The organism is Herbaspirillum sp. CF444 (genome assembly GCF_000282135.1).
GTDB lineage: Bacteria > Pseudomonadota > Gammaproteobacteria > Burkholderiales > Burkholderiaceae_D > Herbaspirillum.
Window position 1 is genome coordinate 71,964 of record NZ_AKJW01000057.1, and the last position, 24,947, is coordinate 96,910.

General features: G+C 60.2%; 24 protein-coding genes. 2 read left to right on the top strand and 22 right to left on the bottom strand.

The genetic code is table 11. The features are described from left to right. Positions 1-59 precede the first annotated feature (59 nt). The 6 genes from rmuC to PMI16_RS10300 form a co-directional block, all read right to left on the bottom strand. Positions 60-1,544: a DNA recombination protein RmuC gene (gene rmuC, locus PMI16_RS10275; RefSeq protein ID WP_007879186.1), complete on the bottom strand. Its 1,485-nt coding sequence runs from the start codon at positions 1,542-1,544 to the stop codon at positions 60-62. Between the two features lie 353 nt (positions 1,545-1,897). Next, positions 1,898-2,401 (bottom strand): phosphoribosyltransferase family protein, encoded by a 504-nt coding sequence (locus tag PMI16_RS10280; RefSeq protein ID WP_007879187.1) that lies wholly within the window; start codon positions 2,399-2,401, stop codon positions 1,898-1,900. Between the two features lie 6 nt (positions 2,402-2,407). Continuing rightward, positions 2,408-3,970, bottom strand: a complete 1,563-nt coding sequence (locus PMI16_RS10285) for a hypothetical protein (RefSeq protein WP_007879188.1) — start codon at positions 3,968-3,970, stop codon at positions 2,408-2,410. Between the two features lie 56 nt (positions 3,971-4,026). Next, positions 4,027-4,434: a CesT family type III secretion system chaperone gene (locus tag PMI16_RS10290; RefSeq protein ID WP_007879192.1), complete on the bottom strand. Its 408-nt coding sequence runs from the start codon at positions 4,432-4,434 to the stop codon at positions 4,027-4,029. A 116-nt stretch (positions 4,435-4,550) separates the two neighbouring features. Further along, entirely contained in the window at positions 4,551-6,491 is a 1,941-nt protein-coding gene (locus PMI16_RS10295; RefSeq protein ID WP_157212597.1) for a hypothetical protein, read from the bottom strand. A gap of 341 nt (positions 6,492-6,832) precedes the next feature. After that, the gene (locus PMI16_RS10300) at positions 6,833-7,294 is read right to left on the bottom strand and encodes a CesT family type III secretion system chaperone (RefSeq protein ID WP_007879196.1); all 462 of its coding nucleotides are present in this window, start codon (positions 7,292-7,294) and stop codon (positions 6,833-6,835) included. 268 nt (positions 7,295-7,562) lie between these two features. Between PMI16_RS10300 and PMI16_RS25855 the strand changes: the two genes are divergently transcribed. Next, complete coding sequence (locus PMI16_RS25855; RefSeq protein WP_157212598.1) at positions 7,563-7,892, top strand: hypothetical protein; 330 nt, start codon at positions 7,563-7,565, stop codon at positions 7,890-7,892. 34 nt (positions 7,893-7,926) lie between these two features. Here the strand turns inward: PMI16_RS25855 and PMI16_RS10310 are convergent, their stop codons facing one another. Continuing rightward, on the bottom strand, positions 7,927-9,021 hold the full coding sequence (locus PMI16_RS10310; protein ID WP_007879198.1) for a type IV pilus twitching motility protein PilT: 1,095 nt from the start codon (positions 9,019-9,021) through the stop codon (positions 7,927-7,929). A 315-nt stretch (positions 9,022-9,336) separates the two neighbouring features. Between PMI16_RS10310 and PMI16_RS10315 the strand changes: the two genes are divergently transcribed. Continuing rightward, a complete protein-coding gene (locus PMI16_RS10315; RefSeq protein ID WP_007879199.1) occupies positions 9,337-10,026 on the top strand; it encodes a response regulator transcription factor in 690 nt (229 codons plus the stop codon). Between the two features lie 34 nt (positions 10,027-10,060). On the opposite strand, the gene PMI16_RS10320 is transcribed toward PMI16_RS10315, so the two are convergent. The 15 genes from PMI16_RS10320 to PMI16_RS10395 all read right to left on the bottom strand — a co-directional run bounded on the left by PMI16_RS10320 (position 10,061) and on the right by PMI16_RS10395 (position 24,944). Beyond that, the gene (locus PMI16_RS10320; RefSeq protein WP_007879202.1) at positions 10,061-10,489 is read right to left on the bottom strand and encodes a lytic transglycosylase domain-containing protein; all 429 of its coding nucleotides are present in this window, start codon (positions 10,487-10,489) and stop codon (positions 10,061-10,063) included. A 22-nt stretch (positions 10,490-10,511) separates the two neighbouring features. Further along, positions 10,512-11,939, bottom strand: coding sequence for a shufflon system plasmid conjugative transfer pilus tip adhesin PilV (gene pilV / locus PMI16_RS10325; RefSeq protein ID WP_007879204.1), 1,428 nt, complete (start codon positions 11,937-11,939; stop codon positions 10,512-10,514). Further along, positions 11,936-12,433, bottom strand: coding sequence for a type IV pilus biogenesis protein PilM (pilM, locus tag PMI16_RS10330; protein WP_007879205.1), 498 nt, complete (start codon positions 12,431-12,433; stop codon positions 11,936-11,938). The genes pilV and pilM overlap by 4 nt, the downstream gene beginning before the upstream one ends. 187 nt (positions 12,434-12,620) lie before the next feature. Then, positions 12,621-13,184 carry a type 4 pilus major pilin gene (locus PMI16_RS10335; protein WP_007879206.1) on the bottom strand — a complete coding sequence of 188 codons (564 nt, stop codon included), beginning with the start codon at positions 13,182-13,184 and terminating at the stop codon, positions 12,621-12,623. Between the two features lie 50 nt (positions 13,185-13,234). Continuing rightward, positions 13,235-14,311: a type II secretion system F family protein gene (locus PMI16_RS10340; protein WP_007879207.1), complete on the bottom strand. Its 1,077-nt coding sequence runs from the start codon at positions 14,309-14,311 to the stop codon at positions 13,235-13,237. Beyond that, positions 14,301-15,920, bottom strand: a complete 1,620-nt coding sequence (locus tag PMI16_RS10345) for a GspE/PulE family protein (RefSeq protein ID WP_007879210.1) — start codon at positions 15,918-15,920, stop codon at positions 14,301-14,303. The genes PMI16_RS10340 and PMI16_RS10345 overlap by 11 nt, the downstream gene beginning before the upstream one ends. Then, positions 15,917-16,423 (bottom strand): type IV pilus biogenesis protein PilP, encoded by a 507-nt coding sequence (gene pilP, locus PMI16_RS10350; protein WP_237719841.1) that lies wholly within the window; start codon positions 16,421-16,423, stop codon positions 15,917-15,919. The genes PMI16_RS10345 and pilP overlap by 4 nt, the downstream gene beginning before the upstream one ends. 1 nt (position 16,424) lies before the next feature. After that, on the bottom strand, positions 16,425-17,699 hold the full coding sequence (gene pilO2, locus PMI16_RS10355) for a type 4b pilus protein PilO2 (protein ID WP_007879212.1): 1,275 nt from the start codon (positions 17,697-17,699) through the stop codon (positions 16,425-16,427). A 15-nt stretch (positions 17,700-17,714) separates the two neighbouring features. Further along, on the bottom strand, positions 17,715-19,454 hold the full coding sequence (pilN, locus tag PMI16_RS10360; protein ID WP_007879213.1) for a PilN family type IVB pilus formation outer membrane protein: 1,740 nt from the start codon (positions 19,452-19,454) through the stop codon (positions 17,715-17,717). Then, complete coding sequence (locus tag PMI16_RS10365) at positions 19,454-20,101, bottom strand: toxin co-regulated pilus biosynthesis Q family protein (protein WP_007879214.1); 648 nt, start codon at positions 20,099-20,101, stop codon at positions 19,454-19,456. Before PMI16_RS10365 ends, pilN begins: the two co-directional genes overlap by 1 nt. A 653-nt stretch (positions 20,102-20,754) precedes the next feature. Then, the gene (gene sctC, locus PMI16_RS10375; protein WP_007879215.1) at positions 20,755-22,896 is read right to left on the bottom strand and encodes a type III secretion system outer membrane ring subunit SctC; all 2,142 of its coding nucleotides are present in this window, start codon (positions 22,894-22,896) and stop codon (positions 20,755-20,757) included. Position 22,897: 1 nt separating this feature from the next. Beyond that, the gene (locus tag PMI16_RS10380) at positions 22,898-23,305 is read right to left on the bottom strand and encodes a hypothetical protein (protein ID WP_007879220.1); all 408 of its coding nucleotides are present in this window, start codon (positions 23,303-23,305) and stop codon (positions 22,898-22,900) included. Positions 23,306-23,309: 4 nt separating this feature from the next. Further along, positions 23,310-23,540 carry a hypothetical protein gene (locus PMI16_RS10385; RefSeq protein ID WP_007879221.1) on the bottom strand — a complete coding sequence of 77 codons (231 nt, stop codon included), beginning with the start codon at positions 23,538-23,540 and terminating at the stop codon, positions 23,310-23,312. 100 nt (positions 23,541-23,640) lie between these two features. After that, complete coding sequence (locus tag PMI16_RS10390) at positions 23,641-24,282, bottom strand: FliH/SctL family protein (RefSeq protein ID WP_007879222.1); 642 nt, start codon at positions 24,280-24,282, stop codon at positions 23,641-23,643. Positions 24,283-24,326: 44 nt separating this feature from the next. Next, entirely contained in the window at positions 24,327-24,944 is a 618-nt protein-coding gene (locus PMI16_RS10395; protein ID WP_007879223.1) for a hypothetical protein, read from the bottom strand. Positions 24,945-24,947 lie beyond the last annotated feature (3 nt).

Here is a 24,947-nt window from a genome sequence, read left to right on the forward strand (position 1 = left end):
TCTCATACGCTTCATACGACACTGGGTCCCGGCGTTCGCCGGGACGACAAAGATTGCAGTTACAACAATTCGCTCTGGCCGTCGCCGTCGATTTCCGGCTCCGCCGTTCCCAGCAACTTTTGCGCCGTATCGCTCGGCAATGCTTCCACCGACTTCAACTTGCGCGTCATCTGGCGCGTGCGCGTCTCGGCTTGCTCGATGTTCTTGGCGGCACGTTCCAAAGTGCTCTTCGTCGCGGCAAGGACATCGCCGAATTTGCCGAACTCGGTCTTCACCGCGCCCAGCACCTGCCACACTTCCGACGAGCGCTTCTCCAGCGCCAGCGTGCGGAAACCCATCTGCAAACTGTTCAACAGTGCCGATAAAGTCGACGGCCCGGCAATGCTGACGCGATGCGTGCGCTGCAAGTCGTCCGACAAACCCGGACGGCGCATGACTTCGGCATACAGACCTTCGGTCGGCAGGAACAGGATCGCGAAATCGGTCGTGAGCGGCGGCGACAGGTATTTTTCGGCGATGGTCTTGGCTTCGCCGCGCACCGCGCGTTCCAGCTCGCGGCCAGCCAGCGCCACGCCTTCGGCATCGGCGCGGTCGGCGGCTTCCGCCAGGCGTTCGTACTGTTCTTTCGGAAACTTGGCGTCGATCGGCATCCAGACCGGCGTGCCGCCGTCGTCGTTGCCGGGCAGCTTGATCGCAAACTCGACGCGCTCGCCGGTGTTGGGTACGGTCTCGACGTTCTTGGCGTACTGGTCGGGCGTGAGCATCTGTTCCAGCAGCATTTCCAGCTGGACCTCTCCCCAGGTGCCGCGCGTCTTGACGTTGGTCAGCACGCGTTTCAGATCGCCCACGCCGATGGCCAGTTGCTGCATCTCGCCCAGGCCCTGATGCACCTTGTCGAGGCGATCGGACACCAGCTTGAAGGATTCGCCCAGACGCTGCTCCAGCGTGGCGTGCAATTTCTCGTCGACGGTCTTGCGCATCTCTTCAAGGCGGTTGCCGTTGTCGAGCTGCAGATCCTTGATCTTGGCTTCCAGTGTCGCGCGCACCTCCGCCATGCGCTGCGCGTTGGACTCGGTCAGCGTGGACAGCGTCTGATTGAGCGTGTCGCCGAAACGCTTGAGCGACGCCGCCTGTTCTTCGCGGCTGGCTTGCGCCTGCAGGTTCATGGTCTGGCGCATGCCGTCGAGTTGCTGGGCGTTGGTCTCGTTGAGCTTGACCAGTTGCTGCGCGAAGCTGTCGATCTGGTTGTTCTGCAAGGTCGCCACGCTGGTCATCTGCGCCGCCAGCGTCTGTTGCAACTGGCCGAAATTGCTGCCGAGTTCCTGACGGGTGTTTTGCGCATTGCCCTGCATCTGCTCGCGCAATTCGCGCTCGCTGCGCTCGGCCAGGTCTTGCTGGTGGCGTTGCAGTTCGCTCTTCACCTGTTGCAGGGGCGTGGCGATGTCGACGCCGCCGCGGCCGCGCATCAGGATCATCGCTTGCAGCACGATGCCGACGGCAACAAGAGCAACGACGGCGATAAGAATCAGTTCAGTCTGTGTCATGTATTGTTTCTGATAAAACGTATTCAGGCTTGTTGCGCATCCAGGGCATACTAACAATTGTCGGATGAAACCAACTGATTTTATTCTGGATAAAGCAACATGCGAACGATGTCTGGCCGATATTCAATCGCTCGTCGCAAGTTCCCTGAAATTGGGCAATTGAGCGCAGAATACGGACGCCGCCGATTATAGACCTCATCAAGGCACTTCGGCATTCGCTCTTGATGACGCAAGAAAACTGGAATGAAAAAACCGCTTCGGGAACGATCCCGAAGCGGTCGGATACGACTTGCCTTGAAAGGATGTCGGCAGCGACGCATTCAGCTGCTCATCGCCCGATACATGGGAGCAACTTACGCCACCATTCCCTCTTCGGGCATTTCGGATTCGCGCTGATACTCCCAGGGCCAGCGCAGATAAGTCCCCTTGTCCATCGGCATGCTGTAGTCCGGCACGTACATCTCCGGCCCTTCGCAGCGATAGACGCTCAAGGTCTTGACGCGATTGCCGAGGCTTTCGCAATAAGCCTTGGTGCGTTCGAACGTCCAGCCGCTGCCGCAGACGTCGTCCACCAGCAAGATGCTGTGCCCGTGCGGAGCACGCGCCGCGCCGTCGATGAAGTGCGGCTGCGGGTTGATGCGGTTGCATAGCAGGTAGTCGAGCGGCAACCCGGTCTTGCGCGCCAGCAGCGCCGCGATCGGACTGCCGGCGCGCAATACCGCCACCAGCAAGGTGCACTCGGCACGAATCGAGGCATGCGTGCGCTCGACCATGGCGTCGATGTCGTCCCAACGGACGTGGGCAGTCCGTGAAAACTGCATCCAGTCCGGCGGTTGTTCTGATGAGATGTTCAGCATGATGAATCAACCTGCCTTAGCATAGAAATCGTCATCGCCGTCCTCTTCACCATCTTCAGGTCGCATGAAGGCGTTTCGTGGGTCAAGAAGCGGTGGTGTTGGAGTTCGCGACATGGCAGAGCTAAGGCGAACGCCTTGATCTTCATCCTCATCCTCCTGGTCATCGACGATTGGATGATCCAGGAAGCGCGCTCGCGCACTTGGACTGAGATTAACAGGACTGGGGGACAACACGGGCGATGGCGAGCGGCGGTTCGTGTATTGAGTTTCCGGATCCTGATATTCCGCTTCGCTTTCCGGCTCTACATTGGGCGCGCCGCCCCTCAACCGGCCATCAAGCGCGGCCAGACTGGTGTCGATCTTGAAGTTGGCTTTAAAACTCTTATTTTCATGGTAGAGCCGGGCTTGCTGCATCCTCGGCGTGTCGGCATCTTCGTGATTGCTGACCCAGCTCACCATTTTGGTGTGATAGGAGCGTGACATTTTCGAACCCAAGTTCGCAAATCCGACATAGGCGGCAGCAACTCTGCGCATCTTGGGCTTTTTGTCGTCGGGATCGCTGAAATACTCATCCATCTTGCGCGCAGAATAGCGTGTCTTGGGTGGCGCAACACCCCCAATACTCTTAATCTCTTCGTACCCGGCCCTCTCGAACATCTCGGCGCGCGTCGCTTCCTGTTCATCATTCACTTTGTAAAACTTCTCCGTCAGTGCCTGATTTCCTTTCAGGGAGGCGCTATTGAGGCGACGCATGTCGCGCGCGCGTCCCGCATGGCGCAAGAAATTATCGCGCTCTTCGCTCTCGTGCGACGACATCTTTGCCGCTACCGTATACACGCCCTGCTTGGCCAATTGCACGCCGCTGGACAATCCGATTGCGCCATACTGGGCGCCGCGCTTGATTGCCCGCTCGACCCCGGTGACGCCGTTTTCGTATTGGCGACTGCCCATTTCGGCCACCTTGCGCGCAACGAAAGGCAGCTTTTGGTCCGACGTGCGCACCCGATGGCCGTCGGCGTTGATCATATAGGTTGGATCTTCCTTTTCAGGCGCGATACCAGAAAGGCCTCCCAGTTCCTCGTAATTTTTACTCGCCAAAAGCGCCTGAAACTCTTCATCGGCCTGAGCAATTGTCTCTGCCATTTTCTCCGGAGCGGCCCGATTGATTTTCTCTTTCCATTCAAGACGGGCCTTCTTGAGTTCAGCACGGTCATTGATCCCGTCCAATTTTTGCTGGCGACGCTCGGCCACATCGGCGCGCGCGGTCTCATTGCCGCGCGCCTTGAACCTGTCAATTTGTGCCCCGACCCCGAACTTCGCACTGAATCGCTGCAATCCGCTCGATGTCGCCGACAAAGCCTTGCGCGTGCTCAGGCTCGCTTGTCGCAACGACTTCAGACCGGCGCCGATATCTTGCGCATTGAGGTCATTTTTCTTTGCGAACCAGTTTGATATCTTGTTGCTTGCGGTCGCCTGGAACGTACTGCGCTGCGCAGTCTTGAGCTGCGTGTTGTCCTCCACATGGCGAAAGTAGCCACCCCTGCCAACATCAGAAATGCCGTTACCCATTCTGATACTCCTTTATATAAATAGATAGATCCGGAGCGAACGCCAGGGCCTGGAGATCAGGCGGCTGCACTCAGGAAATAATCCTGGCGCCATTCGCGTGCCTGACCGGCAACACCTGCGCACAGATTCATCAGTTGTTCGGCCACGATCTCCTTGAGGTGATAGTGGTACGCCAGTGCGACCCGCTTGCCCGGCGACAGCATGAATGCCGGTGGATTGCTGCCATACATCGCCATGTTTACTTCCAGCAGTGCTTCGTAGGCTTCCAGCCGGCGCTCTGCCGGCGGAATGCCGAAATCGCAGTACACCACCAGATGGTCCGGCTCTTCTTCTTCGTCGTAGGCCAGGTAGAAATCCACGCCGTCGACTTCGATGGCATTGCCTTCCAGCAGCCGCTCCGGCTCCGGCAGACGGGCCAGTTGACAGAACTTGCTGGCTAACTCGACAAACAGTGCTTTTGACATGGCGTATCCCTTGATGAATGAAACTGATCGAATGTCCATATGTGGAAAGGGGAACCTCGCCGGTTCCCCTTTTTTGTTTCCCTTGCCGATACGTCGGCGCCGTCAGCCGGCAGCCGTCAGACGCGTTGACGCTCTCCGCTCCTGCTGCCGCGCTCGCCATTCTCCTCGTCATCCCCCTCGTCGTCCGAGAGATGATCAGCGAGTTGCGCTGCCTGTTGACCGAGTTGGCCCCATTGCTGCGCAAGGCGCTCACGGGAGGCATTGTTGCCGGTAGATGCCGCATCGATCGCCCGACGTTGCCTGATGGCCGAAGGAAATGCAAACATGGCCTGGCTGATCGCCTTGAGCGCCTTGCCTGCCAGGCTCGGCTGGAAGCCCACGCGCGACGACATGGCGCCGCTGTCGGCATCGCTCTTCATCTTGGAACGTTGCGTGATCTTGTCGTTGACGCCGGCGCCGGCGGACAACGCCCCGCCCACGGCGATCAGCATGAACGCCACGGTGAGCACATCGCGCCAGTGATTGGGGATCGGCGGCTCTTTACCCTCCTCCCTCTTGTATGCCGTCACCAGTCGGAACAAGGCATTGAGGATCAGCGGCATATTGGTGCCGGCAAAAATCATGGCGAACTGCGAACCGAAGCGCTGTGCGATCTGCGCGATGAAGTCGGCCGGCAAGCGCATGCGCGCCCACGCCGTCTGCGCCGACAAACTCCATGGACTGTCGCCGCTGACGGCCCTGAGCAAGGACGCGCGGTTCTCCGGCGACAGGGCCATCCAGTTGTCCGCCTTCAGATGCCTCACATCCTGCCGCAGCGCGTCCAGCCGTTCGCTCAGATGCTGATGCAGCTCGGTCTTGCTTCCGGCGGGCACCGCGTTACGCTTGGCCAGCAAGCGCGTCAGATCCGCCTGTTCTGCCGGGTCCAGTACCGGGTCATCACTGGCTTGCTTGTTCTCCAGTTGCTCCAGGCGTCGGAACTCATGCGGTTCCAGATTGACGAGGTCGCCAAGGCCTTGTTCGCAATAGGCGATTTCAATATCCAGATACTCCTGGAACTGTCCCTTGGCCGTCGAAATCGGTCCCTTCCACTGCTTGCTCAAGTCGGAGATGTCCAGGTCTGCTTCTTCCAGTTCTCCGATCGGCTTGTTGCGCGACTCGGGACGCACCAGCCGGGTCGACATGATGGTTGCGCCCAGCGTCTTTTGTTCCTTGTTGGCGACATCCGCCGGCGCAGCCCAGAATTGCTGCCCCCCCATCGCCACCAGCGTGCCGCCGATCTGAATGAGGTTGCCAAGATGCGTGTTGGCGGTTTCCAGCCCCGCTACCGCCGAAGTCATGTTGACCACCGAACGGAAGACCCGCACCAGCGACTGGTTGAACTGACCGACGTAGTTCAGGTTGATCACGTCGTGCCGCACCTGGAATTCATGCGCCAGATCGCCCGAGCGCGCCAGCAGGCCCACGATCTCTTCACTGTCTGCCTCTATCAGGGCCAGCCGCGCCTGGGCCGCCGGGCTGCCCTGCGGAAGGGTTTGCAAGGCTTCCCGATGCTCATCGAGTTTGGCCCTCGCCGCATCCATCCGCGCCGTCACCTCCGTCATCTCTGTCGAGATCTCATCATAACCGCGCGCCTTCATCTCCTTCGAGCGCGCCGACTGGCCTTCACCGCGCATCAATTCCTGGCGCGCCACCATGATGATCTGCATGGCGGAATTGACGAACGGCGTCGCCAGCGATACGCCCAGCTGAGTGCCCAGATTGATCCAGGCATAGTGCACCGGATCCTTTTTCAAGGCTTCGGCCGAGACAGTGGCCGTATAGATCGCAGGAATCAGCGAGGCAAACGTCATCAATTGGCCGCTCAACGCGTACAGGCTGCCGGATCCTATCCAACCGCCCTTGAACAGGCCGCCTTTTATTTCCTCCAGCTTGGCGCCGTCGACGCCATGTATCTCCAGGTAAAGACGCTCTGCCTCGGCCCAGTTGCGCTGGTTTTCGGGTCGCGCCAGTTGGGTCAATTGTTCCCTGACGAACGGCAACACGACCTCTGGTGGCATTTCTCGGTTCTTCTCGTTCGTCAGATACTTGTCCAGGATGCCTTGCAGTTTCGCATCCTGCACATTCTGAGGTTCCTCTGCTGTCTCGAGCTCGTGTTGCCAATCATGCTGCTCGGTCTCGTTCATTTCGATAAGCTCTGCCGGCCTCTCGAACTCTCCCGGCATGCGTGGCTGATGCTGCAACGCGCGAGACGGCGGCGTGGTCGTCGAAATCTTGACATGAGAGTCGGAGACAGGTCGGGGATTTTGGGCGTCGGAAAGATTGTCGACGGCGTGTGCTCCCGATGAGGAGCTGATTTGTTGTGAAGCATGAGCCATGATAGTTCTCTTTTTTGATTGGGTTATGGGGTTTCGGCGGCAGCCAGCAGGCGGTGCGTCTTGGCGCGCGTCTTTTTCAGGCCTTCCATGAAGTAGGTCTGGCGCCACAATTTGGCTTGGGCGGAAAATTGCGCAAATGCGCTGAGCAAGCTCTTGGCCTCGATTTTTTCGAGTTCGACCCGCCCCATCAGCAAGGCGTGGCCGGTTTCGAAATTGAGGGAAAAGGTCGGTGTGCCGACGCCGAACATCAGCAGATTGCATTCCAGCAGGCGTTGCAGGATTTCAGCACGGTCGGCGTTCGTGGGAACCGCGCCGAAATCGCAGAAATAGGCCGCCGTCCCTTCTTCCAGCTCGACGCCTTCCATCAACGTGAAGGACACGCCATCCACGTCGACCTGAGCGTGATTGCCAACGCGGGTCAGCTCTGCAACGTTGGCGATGCCGGCAATTTCTTCCACCAGGGCGCGGAAATTCTTTTGTTTCATCTTGTCATCTTCCATTCTTGTCATCAGTACAGCGAAGCGGCGACAGGCAGTCGTCAGGCGTCGCGGGAATATTCAACGCATGCGAGGATGATGGTCGTATCGACCACGTGGGAAGCAATCCGAAGGCAAGAAATGTCGCGGCTAGACAATCGGGAAATACTCGCTCGCCATCATGAGTAGACGGCCAGCGAAAAACGGTTCCATCAACAGAAACAGAATGTGCCCAGCCCGGCACACAAACCAGAGTTTTGTGGTACGATACAAAGTATTGGTTACAAAAACGCGCCAGAACGGCGCGAAATTGAATTCAGGTGTGATTTTTGCCGTTGCCACATTCACTTGGGAGAATGGTCGTGCGCTTTGCATCCTGCAAACTTGCAAAAATAATGTCAACGCCATTTGCGGAGTGTCGTTTCTGCACACTCCGCTCTTTCATCGACAAGAAACCGCAGCATATGACAACAGTGCGCCGCAAAGGGGCGCCTATCGAAGCTGCGTGGCAATCGAAGAAATCAATGAAGAGAATAGTTGTAGACAATCACGCATTGCAAACGAATGCTGTACATTAATTAAAGCACTGCAAATTTTTTATTTTTAATGCAATGTTGTAAAGGTGAGGTCAACAAAGCCGCCTATCGCTTGTTATTGAGCATGTCGTGCAGTTCGAGGCGATTGTAGGCAATGCGCAAGGCGTCGCGTGCGCTGACGGCCTTTTTGATAACCAACTGTAACAAGACCTCGTTAAGATTGCGCGACATGTTATCTTCCTTGCGCTTCATGAACTCGGTGATCATGTGCAGCTTGTTGGGATCGATGATGTACGGCGCGATTTGCTGGTTGTTGTTGAACACCATTTCGCTGGCCATGACGTGGCTGTTGCCATCCTCGGACGGCAACAGGCTCTGGAAGATGACGCCGACCAGAGAGTCAGCAAGTGTGGCAGCCCGCTGAGCGCGTTGATCCTGCGGGAAGAAACCGAGTAACTTGGTGATGGCGCGCACCGCGCTGCTGGTATGCAGGGTCGCCAGCACGAGATGACCGGACTCACCTGCATGCAGGACCGTATCGGCAGTGTCGAAGTCGCGGATTTCGCCAACCATTAATACATCCGGCTTCTGCCGCAATGCTTCACGCAGGCCGCTGGAAAAACTGACCGTATCTGTAGGAACCTCTTTTTGGGAAATGATCGATTGCTTACGACGCAATTCGTATTCAATCGGTTCTTCAATGGTGACGATATGACCATGACGAGTCGTGTTGATATAGTCGAGCATCGAAGCAATGGTGGTCGTCTTCCCTGCGCCGGTCGGACCGGTGACCAGGATGATGCCCTTGGTTGCCTCCAGCATCGTTTTCACGTAGGTCGGCAAGCCGGTCTGCTCGAGCGCGATGGGCTGCAGCGGGAAACGGCGGATCGACACGGCCACCCGGCTGCCGCGGTCCATGCGGTAGATATTGCAGCGCAGGCGCCACTCTTCCAGGATGTACGGGCAATCGATCGCCTTGTCGATGATCTTGTCCTCCCAGTCTTGATCGATGGCGCTGAGCAAGGGACTCAATGCCTCAATGGTGACCGGTGCATCGCCGACGGGTTGCCAGCCGCGCGGCGTCTTGATCATGATCAATTCGTCCTGCTCGATGTGAATGTCCGAGAAAGTTTGTTTGGCATTGACGAGGGCAAGCACTTCTTGCTGGAGATTACGTGTCATGGGAAAGTTGTTTGGCATTCAACCACCTAAATTTTTGAAAAGCATGTCGGGACGGTGCAGGTATTTTTCTTGTGTATATAACCAGCTCCGTTTCATTTCTCAAACTGACGAATAGCCTGATATTCAGCGACAAGAAGTTCAAATGAAGCCCGATACCGGCCGGCCATTTTCTTCTTTCATCGTCTTTCAGCGATCTCGTTTACCGACCTTCCCACCAGTATACATCGATTGAGTCTATGCAATATTCAAGAATACTCAACAGTGATATCCTAGCCCGAAGGCAACAAAAATTACCGGTCCGCACGACGTAACGCCGTTTGATTTTTTTTAACCATGAAAATCGCATGTTACATCCGCAATACAACTGTTTTCGAACAAGTGCGAGCCACCCTCATCCGTTCCGGCTTCGAACCTGCTCATTACGATTCTGAAACTGCGCTTCTGCGCAGCTTGCAGCGCAACACCTTCGATTTGATCGTGATCGACATCGCCGTCATGCCGCGTGACGACGACAGCATTTTTTCGTGGCTCAATTTCCGTACCGGCAATCGCACCCCGACGCTGGTGCTGTCGCCGCTGCGCAATGCGGAACTGGCCGCGCTGGCGCTGGACAGCGGCGCCGACGATTTTGTCGTCAGGCCGTACGAACCGATCGAACTGGTGGCCCGCATCAACGCCTTGCTGCGCCGCTGCGCTCCTGTCAACATTCGCCGTACTATAGAGTATGCCGGATTTTCACTGAATCGGGAAAATGCAAAATTCACTTATCTCGACCGCCCCATTTCGCTGACCTCCCGCGAATTCAGCATGGCCTGGCTATTTTTCTCGTCGCCGGGCATTTATATCTCGCGCGAGACCATCGGCGCCGTCATCTGGAGCGCCGACAGCGAGGTTGCCGGCAGAACCATCGAACAGCACGTCTACAAATTGCGCAAGAAACTGGTCGTCGACGGCGAACCGGTCGTCATGATCCGCACCGCCTACAGCCAGGGTTACCGCCTCGAAATGTGCGCCGGCGCCTGAATCCAGGCGCCGGGGCCGTCGCCAAGCCAGCGTATCAACGCTGACTCAGGACTTCTTCGGGAATGTTCTTGTAAACTTTCTTGGCATATTTGACACGCAGCGCCGGATTTTTTGCGTTATAGGCGCCCACGGCTTCCCAGGTCACGCCCAGGTTGCGCATGTTCTGCGACAGGATCCACGCGCCTACCTGCAGGTTGACGCAGGGATCCTTCAATTGCTTTTCTTCCACGCCGTATTTCTTCAGCGTCGGCAGCCAACTGCTGTTGATCTGCATCAGGCCGATGTCGTACGAGCCGTTCTTGTTGCGGTTCATGGCGCCGGGGTTGAGGTTCGACTCGGTCTTGGCAATCGCATACAACAAATGTACGTTGATTCCATACCAGGCCGCGACTTCCTCCCAGCAGGCCACCGCCGGCGCGCTGGCCAGGATGGCAAGGACGGCGATGGCGAGTTGCAGGAGCAACCGCGTTCTCCGTCGGAAAATATTAAGGTGTATAGGTTCCATTGACATATCTCATGGTTTTGTCCGATCCGCAAATGAGCGTCCGGTAGCTGCTGTCCACAGCCAACGTTCCTTGCGGATAGGCGATGTAATAGGTTTGGGCGACACTGTCCCAGATAGGATAATGACAAGTGTCGCCCGGACTCATGACGTACCAGGTGGTGACCGTGGGCGCCTGCATCCAATCGGAGGCCTGCATCCCTTCTGCGGTGACGTTGTGTGACGCCTGGACGTCGAAACCGGAAACGGTCTTTACCGCCGATACATTTTTTTGCGCCGCGACCGATGCATTGGTCGTGATGTCGCCGTCGGCATGTATTGTTCCTTGCGAAACGATCGCCTGCGATGCCGTCATGTTGGCCGCAGTGATCGTCCCCGGCGCGTTGAAGTCGCCGTTTTGGTCCACCGCCAGCGCCACCCACGCACTGCCGTTGTAAGTAAATGCACGGCTCAGGCTGGTCACCATGCGCACGTCGCCCAGCACGCTGCCGGCGGTTGACGGCGGCAGATCGGCATAAGCGCCGACCGGTTCCTTCCATTGCGACGGATACGACCATTGGCCGCTGCTGCCGCAGGTCAACAGGTTGCGCGTGCTCGAATCCAGCGCCAGGCCGGCCTCGGCCACACCGGCCTGGTTCAGGCAGGAACTGCCGGCCGTCACCAGCGCGGCGCTGGCCATGCGGATCGGCGTATTCATGCGGTTCAATTCCGGATGACCCGGCACGTTGTTGCGGTACAGGAAATCAGTGGACAACTGGCCCGCACCGTCGGAAAACAGGTTCGACACCAGATGACCGCCGTCGCCGCTGCCGCCGGTCAAGGCCGTGGCGCCGGCGCACGCCACCGAGCGATACGCGCTGGTGTTGATGCTCCAGTTGGCGCCGCGCGCGGTGGCGGTATCGGTTGATGCGATATAGCCGCTGCCGGGACCGGCATTCATGGCAATCGCGGCGATCTCGCGATCAGGGATGGCGTTCCCGCCGGTGGTCGTCACCAGTGCATCGAACTGCCCGGGGAAATTCACCGGATCCGGTTGCCGCACCAATACGCACGGCGTCTGGTTGTAGACATTGCTTGTCGCCATGCCGTTGGGCAAGAACTGGCCGGCCTTGAGTTGCGCCAACGTCACCGCCGCCACCACCGTCGAACTTGGGGTTGCTGCTTGCAATGCGGCCTGATTGGCGCCGATGTACTTGGCTGCCGCCGCGACGATCTGCGACTGGTAGTAAGCCGCCTGCTGGCCTTTGAGGTCATCGATTGAATTGTCCATGACGGTCGACAACCCCAACAGGACGATCGAGCCGACCGCCAGGGCGCCGAGCAGTTCGAGAATGGCAAATCCGCGCTGCTGCCGGCGTTGAGGCGAGCATTGTGCTGCGTGTGGCAGCGGACGTGGCAGTGAGCGTTTCATTGTGTCATCGCAATCCATACTGGTGCGCCGTCGGGGATGGATTTCCCGTTCAGTGCGGTGACGGGGATCAGCGTATCCCCAAAAACCGGCGATTGCAGCGTCGCCGATCCGGTTCGATAGGCGCCGACCAGCATCGAGTTGTGCGACAGCGTGGCCAGTTCGACCAGGATGTTGTCGGTCGGCAGCGCGTCGGCATACACGTAAATGATGCCGTTGGCGTCGCGATAATTATTCCAGGCCGGCGTGCTGCTGCTCTGGTACAGCGTGCTCCAGGACGGCAGCATGCCGGTGCTCTTCAATGCCGCAAAACTGACGCTGGCATTGAGTTGGTTGGTGGCGCTGAAATAGCGCACGACGGCATCGCGATACAAGGCCATATCGGCAGCCACCGCATTGGCGACGTGACTTTGCGTGACATTCATCGTCTGCTGGTTGCGAGTGCCGTATATTCCGGCCGCCGCCATCAACACGACAAGTACGGCGATATTCCACATAGCGAGCTCCTGCCATTGCCACTGCGAATAGAGAGGCGTCCATGGTTGCAATCGTGATTCGGCGCCGAGTGGTGACAACATGCACGCCATTGCCGAATCGGCATTCTTGTATTTTTCTATGGCATCCGACACGTCCCGCGCCTTCTGTGCGCGGGATGGCCGGTAGTACATCCTGTGGCGCTACCGCTTACGACGCCGTAAAGGTGACGGTATTGCCGGCCGCGGTAGCCACCGTACACAAAGCAGCGGCGTTGTCCGCCGTCAGCGGAAACGTTGTAAACGACGAACCGCCTTGCGCCACCTGGGTCCAGCCGTTCGCGCCACTCAACATGCTGACGCAAACATCCTTGGGTACTGCTGCATAAGTAACGGTGAAACCGGTCGCAGTTCCGGTCACGGTCACCGCACCGCCCCAGCTGTTGCTGACGGTGTTTGCAGTGGTGTCGCGCGCCAGTGTTCCCGGGATGGCGTTGGCCGCCAGCAGGTTGGGCAACAGGCTGGCAGTCGGATAACTCTGGCCGATATACAGCTTGCGCACGGCGGTCCGGATGGCCACCACCTCTTCGGTGGCCTGATTCGATTTGGCGCTGCCGAACGCGCCGGTGAGCAACGATACCGCGCCCAGGACTACCAGCGCAGCAATGCCCAGATAGGCAATTCCTTCCAGCAGCGAGGCGCCGCGCTGGCGCGCCAGCTTGCTGTCGGAACGCAGTGTTGTTGTTTTCATCTTGAGGTTATGTTCACGATCCATGGTTGATTTCCCTGTAAATTGACATTTGGTGCAGACATACATAAAGAGAGTTAATGCACGCTACGAGTCAGCGCGGCGATTTCCTGCTGGATGCCGAAAAAGCCCGTCACCAGCCAGCCGATCACCAACGCCATGACGACAATGGCAAAACCGTTCAACACCTTCATCCGGAGCGAGATGGTTTCCACCCCTTGCTCCATCCACTCATCCGCCAACAGCTTCAAGGCATCGGCGAATCCCTTGTATTCCGCATACACGCACAAGTCATCGATGACTTCTCGTGATGGGAACTCATATCCCGCATTGCGCAGCGCCTCGCCACAATTGAGACCCGAGCGCACCCCCAGCAAGGCGCCGTCGAGGCGCTCGCGCAACCATGGCTGCGCCATCCCGGACAGCCGCACCAGCGATTTCTCCACTGTCACGCCGGCCGATTGCAAGGCCGAAAACGCCATCAGGAAACTGCTGCCCGCCAACAGACGATAAATCGAATACGGCGGAATGCGGTCGAAGTACACCCGCAAGCTGCCGCGCCAGCGCGAAAACGACATGAACAAGGCCAGCAGCAACAGCGACACCGCGATCACCGCATGCAACATCCAGTTCTGCACCCACAGCGACATCAGGTACAGTGATTTGGCCGCACCATGCCAGGTCGACGGATCGACCATGCGCGTGAATTGCGGAATCACCTGCGTGCCGAACAGATAGATGTACACGCACACCAGCAACAGGATCGTGATCGGATAGGCAATCCCGCCGACAATCACGCCCTTGATCTTCTTGCCGGCCTGCACCACGCTCACCACCGACAGCAGCGTCGACTCAAGCCGGCCGGACTGCTCGCCCGCCATCAGGATCATCTGTTCCGACTTCGGCACCCAGCGCTCCAGGCCATCCGACAACAGGCGCCCGTTCTGCACCGTGCGACGGCAATCGTCGAGAATGATCGCCAGCGGCTCGTGCGGCTTCTTGCCCTGCAGGGAAGCGCGGTCGCGCAACTCCTCCAGGATCTTCAGCAGCGGCAATCCGTTGGACAACATCTTGGCGATCTTGCGATACAGGCGCAGCCGATGGGTGTCGGAGAACTGCAGGCGCGCCCAGATTCGATTGAGGTCAGGTAGCACCGCCGCCCTCCACCACGTGCAGCAACGGCATTTGTTGCGCCGCCGTCGGGATCGTGAAATGTCCCACCACCTTCTCGGCCATGCGCGGATCGATCAGGCCGGCCGCGACCTTTTCGATGGCATGCTCCTGCATGGTCTTGCCGCCCAGTTCCTGTAGCCAGTAGTTGACCGCCAGGGTCTTTTCGCCTTGCCGGACATAACGGTAAAAGCGGTCGTCCGGGATGATCACCTCGGCCACCACGGTACGCCCCACGGTGCCCTGCTGGTTACAGGTCGGGCAGCCCGGTCCCATGATGCAGACCTCCTGCAGCAGCGGCGACACCGCCTGCCTGATGCGCATCAGCGTCGCATGCGGCACGGCATCCTGGTGTTCGGCCAGGGGCAGCTTGCACTCCGGGCACAACAGCTTGACCAGGCGCTGGCTGATCAGGCCGGTGACCACCGTATGATCCGCCGCCAGGCTCATCGGCAAGCCCAGGTCCATCAGCCGGTCCATGATGGCCACCGCGCTGTTAGCGTGCACCGTGGTCCACACCTGGTGACCGGTCATCGACGCGCGTAGCGCGTTTTGCGCCGATGCCTTGTCGCGCACCTCGCCGATCATGATCGTGTCCGGGTCCAGCCGCATGGCGTTGGAAATCGCTGCCGCAAACATGCGCGAACGCTCTTCTTCGGTGCCGGCGTTGGTCACCGAGGTCTGCACCGCGCCTTCGATCGGGTACTCCACCGGATCCTCGATGGTGAGCACATGCAGCTTGCCGGCGGCTTCCACGATCTCGCCCGACAACACGCGTTGCAGCGTGGTCGACTTGCCGGAACCGGTGGGGCCGCTGATGATGTTCATGCCCACCGGCTGTTCCTTGAGCTGCTGCATGGCCTCGGCATGCGCATCCGAAAATCCCAGCGGGCGCAAATCGATGTTGTCGCCGGCGTCGTTGTACAGCAGCCGCAACACCATCACGTTGCCCTCATTGGTCGGCACCGTCGCGATACGCACGCCGTACAGCTCCGGCGGCAGCTTGTCGCGATCCGCAATGCTGGCGTCCTGGCGTTCAGTGGGCTTGTACGAACTGTCGGACACCGACGTCATGGCGCCATACAAGGTCGCCAGCAAGCGCGCTCCATATTCGCGCGTCTGGCCGCCGACCGGCACCAGGTCGTTGTGGATGCGGAAGAAAATTTCGGTGCAATTCTTCTTGACCCGGATATGCACATCGGACGCCCGCGCGCGACAGGCCTTCGTCAGCAGGTCCTTGGCCGTGACCTGCATCATCGAATGTTCCTGATGACGGTCGGCCAGCATGAAGAAACCATTCTGGTTGATGCGACGAATCACCTCGATACTGGTATAGACCACATGGAACGCGCGTCCCATGCGCTCCAGCCGGCCCTGATAGGACAACACATGCGGATTGAGATTTTGTCCGGACGCCACCAGCAGCCGGCCGTCGGCCAGCAGGCACAACAGTTTCTTTTCTTCTTCCCCCGCTTGGTATGCGCCGGAATTGCTCAGGATATCGGCGCTGTTGACGTCCTGGATGTCGTCAAACGACATGTTGACGGCGTGGCCTTGCGCCTGTTCGGCATGCCTGGCGATGCGCAATTTCATCTTTGCGCTCCCTTCAGTTGCGGCACCGGCAGCGACAATCCCGCACCGGGGAAGTTGGGATTGAAGCCGCCATTGAGTTGCGCATAGGTCGCCAGGCGGATGCGCTGGTTGCTCTTGGATTGCGCAATCACCTCGCGCGGATTGATCTGGATGATCTTCAGGCCGGTCGACAAGGTATCGCCCTGCTGCACGTCGACCACGCTGCCGTCGCTGAGCTGCAATGTGGCGTACATGCGTCCGCCGATGCCCTCGATGGCCTTGATGACCGGGTCGCCCACCACCGCCGTCTGGGTGATGGCGTTGGTCATGCTTTGCTTGGCGGCGATCTCGTTCTGCTTGCCGACGATGCTGGCCTGCACTTCGAGCTGCTTCTCGCGCGCCTTCAGCACCAGGGTTTCCGCTTCGATGCGGGTCAGGCTGTCCGAGGTGCTTTCGGCGCCGGCCGTGGTGGCAAACAACAGCGCCAGCAGGGCCACAGGAATTACCAGCTTGTTTGTTGTCAAGTTACTTTGCATAGATCGTACCCTCCATGAACCATTCGGACCCGCGGTAAGTCACTTTGTCTACCCGCACACCGGGGCGGTTGAGAATCGTTGCAATTTCCAGCGGCTCGACGCCGCGGGCATTCAACGCGAATGAAAAAGACTTCCAGCTCGGCTGCCAGCCTGCGTTCGCCGCATTTGCCGCCGGCGCCTTGCGCAGGTCCTGCGGCGTGATCTTGATGCTCATCCCCATCAGCTGCAGGCGCGACACCATCGGATCGAGCAAACGCTCCTGTTCCAGCAGGTTGTCGTTCTGTCCCTTCAGCGTCGCCAACACCTTGGTATACGAAGCCTTGTCGCCGCTGGCTTCAATCGCGGCGCCCGGCACCTGCTCGCGCAACAGCGCCACGGTCGAATTGCTGCGCGACCAGGCATACGATTGCTGCTCCGGCGTGCAGGTATACGACTCGAGCTGCCAGCCGCCCGCCGTGATATGCGTGAACTGACGCTGGCACGCGCGCACCACCTCCAGCGGCGACGGCCTTGCCGACCATGGCCGCGCCGCCGACGACGCTTCGCGCAGCATGGCCGCGCGCGCCAGGGCGATGGCGCGCTCGCGCTCCTCCGCTTCCTTTTTTTCCTGGTAGTAGCGCCAGCCCAGCACCGAGCCGACCGTGACCACCGCCATCGCCGCCACCGCCAGCGCCGGCTTCACCCAGGACGGCGTGCCGTCGATCTGCCGCAGTCCCCACCAGCTATGCACCCGGATAGCCCCATCCCGCTTGCGCGGAATGAAACTCTCGATGTCGCGTGCATTGAAGTTGTGGAACCCCATGTCGGCCAGCTCGGCCTCGCCGATGATGACGTTCCAGCCTCCCAGCGCATAGTCGCTATGCAAGCGTTCCAGCACCTCTTCCTTGCTGCCGGCGAAATCGCCGTTGGGCAGGAAGTTGGCGTCGCGCACCGCAAAGTACGCCCACTTGCCGTCGGGCAGCGCAAACGCGCCGAGCCAGTTGTGCACCGGTTGCTGCTCGCCGTCGTAGAATGCGCCTTCCAGCGCCAGCGTCTTGGAAACAATCGCCGCCAGCGAGAACATCCCGCGCCGGATCCCTTCCGCGCTCTGGCCAAAGCCTGCCTGCGCCGTCGAATGATCCATACGAATGATCATCAGATCGGATTCGATCTTGCGCCCCAGATCCGCCGCTTCCTTGACCAGCTCGCGCGGGCGCGACAGCGACTGCCAGAACAGGCCGCAAACGAACTTGTGCTTCTCTATCTGCGTGACGTAAATGGCCATGGCTTCCCCCCTGTATCAGGATGCCGCCATCGCAACCGGCGTGATCAGCACCACGATCACTTCCTTGTTGCTGGCCGCATTCAGGCCGCCGCCCAGCAACATGTTCTTGGGCGTGCCGACACCGCGGTAATCGATGTTGTCGTCCTTTTGCTCAAAACCGCTGATGATCAGGGTCTCGTTCGACTTCATCGACACGCGCTGCAGGAAGTTGCGGGTATCGAGTTCGGGCGACTCGATGCGGGTACCGTTGCTTTCGATCTGGCGAATGCTGCGCAAGGTCGAGATATCGGTCGAGAACTGCAGCATCACGGTGCCGTTGGTCAGCACGTGCGGCAGGATGCTCATGTTGAAGCCCGCTGTCACCACGCCCGGAATCAGCGTGGTGGTGGTGCCGACCTGCGCCACGATCGAGGTCTGCGACGATTGCAGGTAGGAAGTCTGGCGCGCCACTTGCACCGGCACCGGCTGGTTGTTCAGCGTGACCACCGACGCAGTGGTCTGGCGACGCACCTTGCCCTGTTCCGACAAGGCATTGATCAGCGCCGTGGTGCCGGAGAACTTGGAGCTGCCCAGGATACCGGCGGTGAATCCGACGGCGCCGGTCGACGGCGTAAAGCTGTTGGAAATGCCGAACTTGCGGTTGAGGCTTTGATACACCGCCGTCCAGTTGATGCCGTATTCATCCGACTCGCTGATGGTGACCGACAGCACCGTCACGTTGATGGCGATCTGGCGCGACAAGGCCTTGTTTTCACCCTCTATGTAAAGGGCGATGCGGTCCAGCGAGTCGGGCGTATCCACCACCGTGATGGCGCCGGTGGCGGGTGACGCCAGTACCTTGCCGTAGGGCGACAACATGACCTTGATGGCGCTCTCGATGCTGGTATAGACCGACAGCTTGGACGCCACGCCGGTATTCTGCGAATTGTTGGCCGACACCGCGCTGCCGCTGGTGCTGCCGCCGCCTCCACTACCGCCGCCGCTGCCGCTGCCGCCGCTGGACACGCCGCCCGTCGAGGTGGCGCCGCTGGTGACGGTGGCCGTAAATGTCGAGTCGCCCGGGATGGCGTTGATCTGGAAGTTGCGCGACTCGGTATGGAAGAACTGGATGCTGCCGTCGACGTATTTCCAGGACACGCCAAAGCGTGCCGCCGAGGTATCCAGCAAGCCCTTGAGCGGACCATTACTGTATGAAATACGCACGCCGTTGGGTACATCGGTAAACGCCGGCGATTGCGCGCCGCCACCGGCGCTGCGTAATGCTGGCACGGCGGCCGGCATGGCTGCCGGCGGCGCCGTGTCGCCGGGCAATCCGGCCGGCAACGGCAACATCGGGCCGCCGCCTGCGCCGCCAGACAATCCCACGCGAGTACGGAAAGCACCGCTGGCCACGCTCAGGGCATCCGGAGTCACCTTGCTGGGGATGCCCGAACGCAGGGTGATGCGTTCGGCCAGTTCGGTCAGCGAGTTGATGGTGCGGTCAAAGGTGGTCGGTTCATAAAAGATCGGCGGCAACGCCGGCTGTCCCAGCTTGACCACGTTCTTGCCGAGCCAGATGCCGCTTTCATGCGTCACCAGCGGCGTCGACGGCAGTACCGCGCCGGGCGCCGTGCGCCCGACTTCCTTGACCATATCCTGGACCTTGTCGCCGCTCTGGCTGATGTCGGTATCGAGCTTGTTGGCCAGTCCGCTGCAACCGCCTACCACCAGGACCACGGGAATCAACGGCAACAGCGCGGTGATTTTGAAAGACATTATTCGCTCCCCTTCGACATGATGCGCAACACCTTGTTGCCTTGATAGAACACGGCTTTCATTGGAATCTCTGCAGACTCCATGCTCTTTGCCACGGTGTTGACGGCCTCTTCAAAACTGCCGCGCACGGTAGTCCTGGCGTCCACCGAGTAGTCCACCGGCAGTTCCCACAGCAGCTGCCATCCGGCCTGGGCCGCCCAACGCGCCATGGCGGCGTTGAGGGTCTTGTCGGAGACGATGATTTCCCACATCTGTTCGGTCGGCGTGAGATCGACTGCGACAGGCGCGGCAGCGGGCGCCGGCGTCTCCTTGGCGGTGCTGCCGGCAGACGATGATTTCGATTTGCTGCGACTCTTCTTCTCGGTATCGAGCTTGGCCAGCAGGATGGTGTCGCTGTCGTCGCGGACCCGTTCGGCGGCTGCCGGCAAGTCGTCGCAGTCGTCCAGGCCGGTATCGACCGCCAGCAGGTCGAAGTTCACGCTGCTCCCGAATCCGGCGCTGCCGCCATAGCGCATGGTGGTCGGCGCATCGGCCTTCGCAGCGTAGGCCGGTGCGGCCTGCATGCCGCTGCAAAGTAAAAAAATCGAAGTCGCCAGCAAGCCGACGCTCTTGTCCCGGCGCCTGCCGGATTTGCATGTCGAAACCATAACCTACCCTTCTCTGCCGCATAGTAAAAAATCAAAAGCGCCTCCCGTCCGGAACAGCAGCGCCCCCGTCGCCATGACATATGCGACGCCGACGCCGCGCCTGCATCCGATCCTTCCGGAAGTGCGCTGACGAAAATAAATGCAAAGCCTTGAACGATCTTGCTGAACGCACATCCTCGACATCGATTGGAATCAATGCATGCGTTCCAGTTGTCACATCTGCATGGTTGCCGTTTTCTCAAACTTGCCTATCGGGCAATGTCACTTTTCCTGATGTGACGGCGGTCAAAAAATTCTCGCGTTTCCTCGTTGGAATGCGATTGAATTTTTTCTGATGTTAGCGAAGTCCCAGATAAAAATTCTCAAAAAATATGACCACAAATCTTTACAATCGCTGATTTGAGTGAACAGTAAACAAAGGCAATACCGAAAACTGTCGTGCCTGCTTGCGTCGCTGCCGAACTTCCTTGAGAGACGCTGCCTGCTTATCGTGATGAAACCCACATCCTGTCGCCAACACGCCGTCCGTTACGCAAGTGATGCGTCGCAAAGGCCTGCCGGCTGGTGCTTGTGAGTGGACCTCCGCAACGCCTGAGTTCCACTCCCCCTGCAGCCATTGCACTACTTTCCTGCTGGCGTAAATCCAGTCCTGCTCACAACATGCCGATGCCGCTCGGCCTGGTGCATTTGGTCTTGACACGGACCGGCACGTGCACGCCGCCGCCCATCGGCATCGACATGGCTGCGCTGTCCTCCAGCGCGGCGGCCAGCGCCGGCGGCTTGCCTGCCGTAGTCGGGGTCGCCGCGACATCGACCTTGGTTGTCGGCGTTGTCGGTGTTGTCGGCGTACCCGGCGGGAGCGCGCCCGGGGCGCCGCCTGATGTTGCCGGAGCGGGTGCCGCCGGCACAACAGGAAGCACAGGACCAACAGGCGCTCCCGGGGTGGCCGACATCGGCGGCGGCGCTTCGCTTGCCTGGGCACGCTTGGCGGCGGCCGCAGCAGCACGCTGTTCACGCGCCGTGGTTTGCGCGCGGTCGGTCGTCTTTGACATGGCGTTGGCGGCGACACCGTCGGTGCCGGTAATGCGCGGCGTGATCAGGAACAGGCGTTCGCGGGTGCTGGTCGATTGCGATTCGCTGCGGAACAGGCCTCCCACCAAGGGGATATCGCCCAGCACCGGCACCTTCTGCTTGTTCTTGGTCAACGACTCGGCGCGATAGCCACCGATCATCAGGGTCTGCTGCATGTCGATGATCGCCTGGGTGCTGATGGTCGAACGGGTAACGCTGGCGGCGATGGTGCCGGTGTTGGTGTTCGAACCGGACGATGAATTGCTGCCATCCGAACTGTCGAGCGAGCCATCCTCGATGTCCACCTCCAGCCGTACGCGCGTCTGGCCGTTTTCGTGGATGATGCGCGGAATCACACGCAGCATGGTGCCGGCGGTGATGTCGGACATGTCAGCCACGCGTTCGCCGATCAGCGAGACATACGCGCTGCGACTGAGGTCGAGCACGGCCGCCACGTTGTCCAGGGTCAGCACCGTTGGCGTGGCCAGCACATGCGCTTCGCCGTTGGATTCCATGGCCTTGAGGCGGGCATAGAAACGCGCGGCGTTGCTGATCAGCAGGGTCGCTCCCGGCAGCGGCAAGGTGGTGCCGCTGGACGTGGTCATGGTGCTGTTGATGGTGCTGTTCACCGCTCCGGCACGCACGCCCCACTCCACGCCCATGTCGGAAAGTTTGCTGCGATCGATGTCGACGATCAGCGCCTCGATTTCAATTTGTTGCGGCTGGATGTCCAACTGCTCGATCAGCGACGCATACATCGGTTTCTTGTTGATGTTGTCATAGATCATGATGGCGTTGAGCGTCGGATCCGCCTCGATACGCGGACGGCCGTCGTCGTCACCACCACTGCCGGAGCGCCGACTGTCGCCGCCGCCGTCGCCGCCACCGCCGCCGCCCTGAGTCAATGCATTCTTGCCGTTGGCGCCAGGCGCGGCAAACAGCGGCAGGAAGCGCTCGTCGGCGTTCTGGCGATCACTGGAGCGTTCGTTCCTCGGCAGACGCGAACGCTTTCTGCTGTCGGCGTCATAATTCGCTCCCGGCGCCGTCACCTTTTCCGACGAATGCGGCCCGAACAACAGATTGCTGAGGATGGTCTTGATGCCGGGGATGGTCTCGCTCTTGCCGCGCGAGTTGATCACGCGATCCATGGCGGTCGCGTATTTCAGGCGGAACAGCATGATCTGCTTGCCCTTGCGCAGCTCCTTCTTCTCCTCCGGCAGCAGGATCCCGCGCGCCAGTTCGACATAGCTGCGCGGGCCGCTGACGATGACCACGCCTTCGTCGGGCAACTCGCCCCAACCGAAGCGATCATCGAACAGGCCCAGGCCGATCAGCGCCGATTTGGCGTCCTGCACGGCATCCTCGCCGATGTCCATGCGCGCCGAGGTATTGTCATTGGCCGGCACCACATAGAGCGTTTCGTTATAGACGAACCAGCGGAACTTGTAGGTGCCGGCCAGACGGTTGAGAAATTCGATACCGTTGTCGGCCTTGAGCCGGCCCTTGACGATGCGGTCGCTCTCGGCGCTCATTTGCAATCGCACGCCGTAGGTGCGGCTGAATTCTTCGGCCACGCTGCGCAAGGTCATGCCGTTGGCGTTGATGGAAAAGCCGGTGTCCTTCCATGCCGCCGGCACCGCTGCATGCAAGGTGGTGCCCCACAGCAGCAGCACCACCAGCAGGCATCCCATGCACCACGACTTGAGAAGCTCAGGGAGTTTCATCTTATTCCTCGGAAAAGAGTTGGCGCACGCGCGCTTCATTACGATTGCGGTTGTCATCCCGGGCCGGACCGCTGTAGGCCATGGCGGCGCGCCACATGGCCGTCTGGTTCAGCAGCTCTTCAAGCGCCTCGGACACGTCGCTCCAGGATTCGACATGCGGCAGCCAGCGCGACAGCGTGAGATGATTTCCCTCGCCGGAGACACCCAGCCCGGCGTCAAAACTGAGCGCACTCTGAAAGCCGGTGCGCAAGGCGTCGCTCATCGTCTGGTCGGTGCAGGAATTGGCCAGATAGACGCCCAGTTCGGCGCCATGCGGATGCACGTTCAGGAATACCGATTCGCCGTCGATCTCAACTACTTCGTCGAGCGGCAGCTCTTGCAGCCACTGCTCCAGGGAGTTGTTCGCCATGGCCTTACTTGGATTCGTTCAGGACGGTCTTGAGGGGTTTTTGCAGCAGGTTGAATTGCGCCGTCATGGCGGTGCGAGTGACCGATTGCTTTTGCAGCAGATCGACAAACTGTGCCGGGTCCGGCATCTCGCCATCGGCCTGGCGACGGTTGAAGTCATTGAGCTGGTTGCCGATGTCGTCGAACTTCTGGTTCAGGTGGCGCAAGTTCTGCAATACCGGATTCTGATTGCTCATGGTGGTTCTCCTTGCTGTACGGTGAAAGACCGGGGGGATGTTGCTGTCATCGATAAGTGACGCGACAACGCCGACAGTTCGGCGACGGAAGGCTCAACATTTATGACAGTCCTGATTCTTCCCCGGGCTGTCCCGCCGGTGCAGCCCGGGCCACGATGACCTGGCCGGCGTCGCCCAATGCGGCGCGCAGTGCGTCGACGGCAAGATTGAATTCCGCGCGCCATTCGCCGCTGGCGGCTTCCAGCCGGCAAGTGCCGGGCGCGAGCCTGGGATCAGGCTTTAACTCCCAGGCGCTCTGCGGCACCAGCGCCAGGTCGTCGGGATGCACGGACAGGGCCGGCGTCGTCAACTTGGCGGGCGCTTCCTGCACTACCCGTCGGAACGCCGCCTCGATCCTTTCGCGCGGCGTCAGCTCCAGCACCAGCCGGTCGAAGGTTTCCTGCGCCAGCGCCACCACCAGCGCATCGACCTGCTCGATCAAGAGGTGTTGCGCCTGCTGCAAGGCCTGCAACAGGCCGGTGGCGCGCCGCGCCACTTCTTCCTGCTCCTGTCGCACGGCGTCCTGCGCCTGCCGTTGCGCCGCGGCCTGTACCGCCTGGGCTTGCGCGCTCGCCTCCTGCATCGTCAGGGCTGCAGCAAGGGTGGCCTCGGTCGCCACCCGCAATGACGCAACACGCAGCACGCCATGAGCCGGCCGCAATTTGTCCGGTACCGCAATCGTCTCGATGCAAAAATCGTTCATCTTCATCCTCAATGGCTGCTGTGGTCCTGCTTCTGTGGTCCTGCTTACCCTGCCCCCGCTCGCACCCGTTCGAGGCAAATCTTCCAGCAACGCTGGACGCGCAGATTGGCGGCGTCCGACTCGACCGCGCCGGCGGCCAGAGCCTGCCGCACCGACTGCCCCAGCGCCTGCGCCTGATGCGTCGGCAACAGCAGCGCCAGACGCGACCACATGCCGGGAAAGCGTCGCTCCAGGCGCAACGCCAGTTCTGCCAGTCCTTGTTCTTCCGCGCCCGCATCCGGCCCCAGCACCACGCCGGCCGGCGCCAGCGGCTGCGCCATGGCCACGCTCATGCACCAGCGTTGCTGCGCGCGCGGCAGCTGCGCCAGGATGGCCTGGCTGACCTTGCCATGCGTGCGGGCGGCAAACAGGCCGCCGAACAAGGCGGCGCAACGACGTAATTCCTGCGGTCGCTGCAACGCGGCGATATGCCAGGCGGCGTCGAACCGGGATGGAAAATCGGCCGCCACGCCCGCCTTGGCGCACCACGAACGATAGCCGTCGCGCTGTGCCAGCATGCCGTCCGCCAGCGCCAACGCGTGAGCGTCAAGATAGTTCCAGGGTGCAAACCACCAGTCGAGGAAAGTCGGCGCCAACGGCGCCGCAGACGATGAGGTCGCCATGCT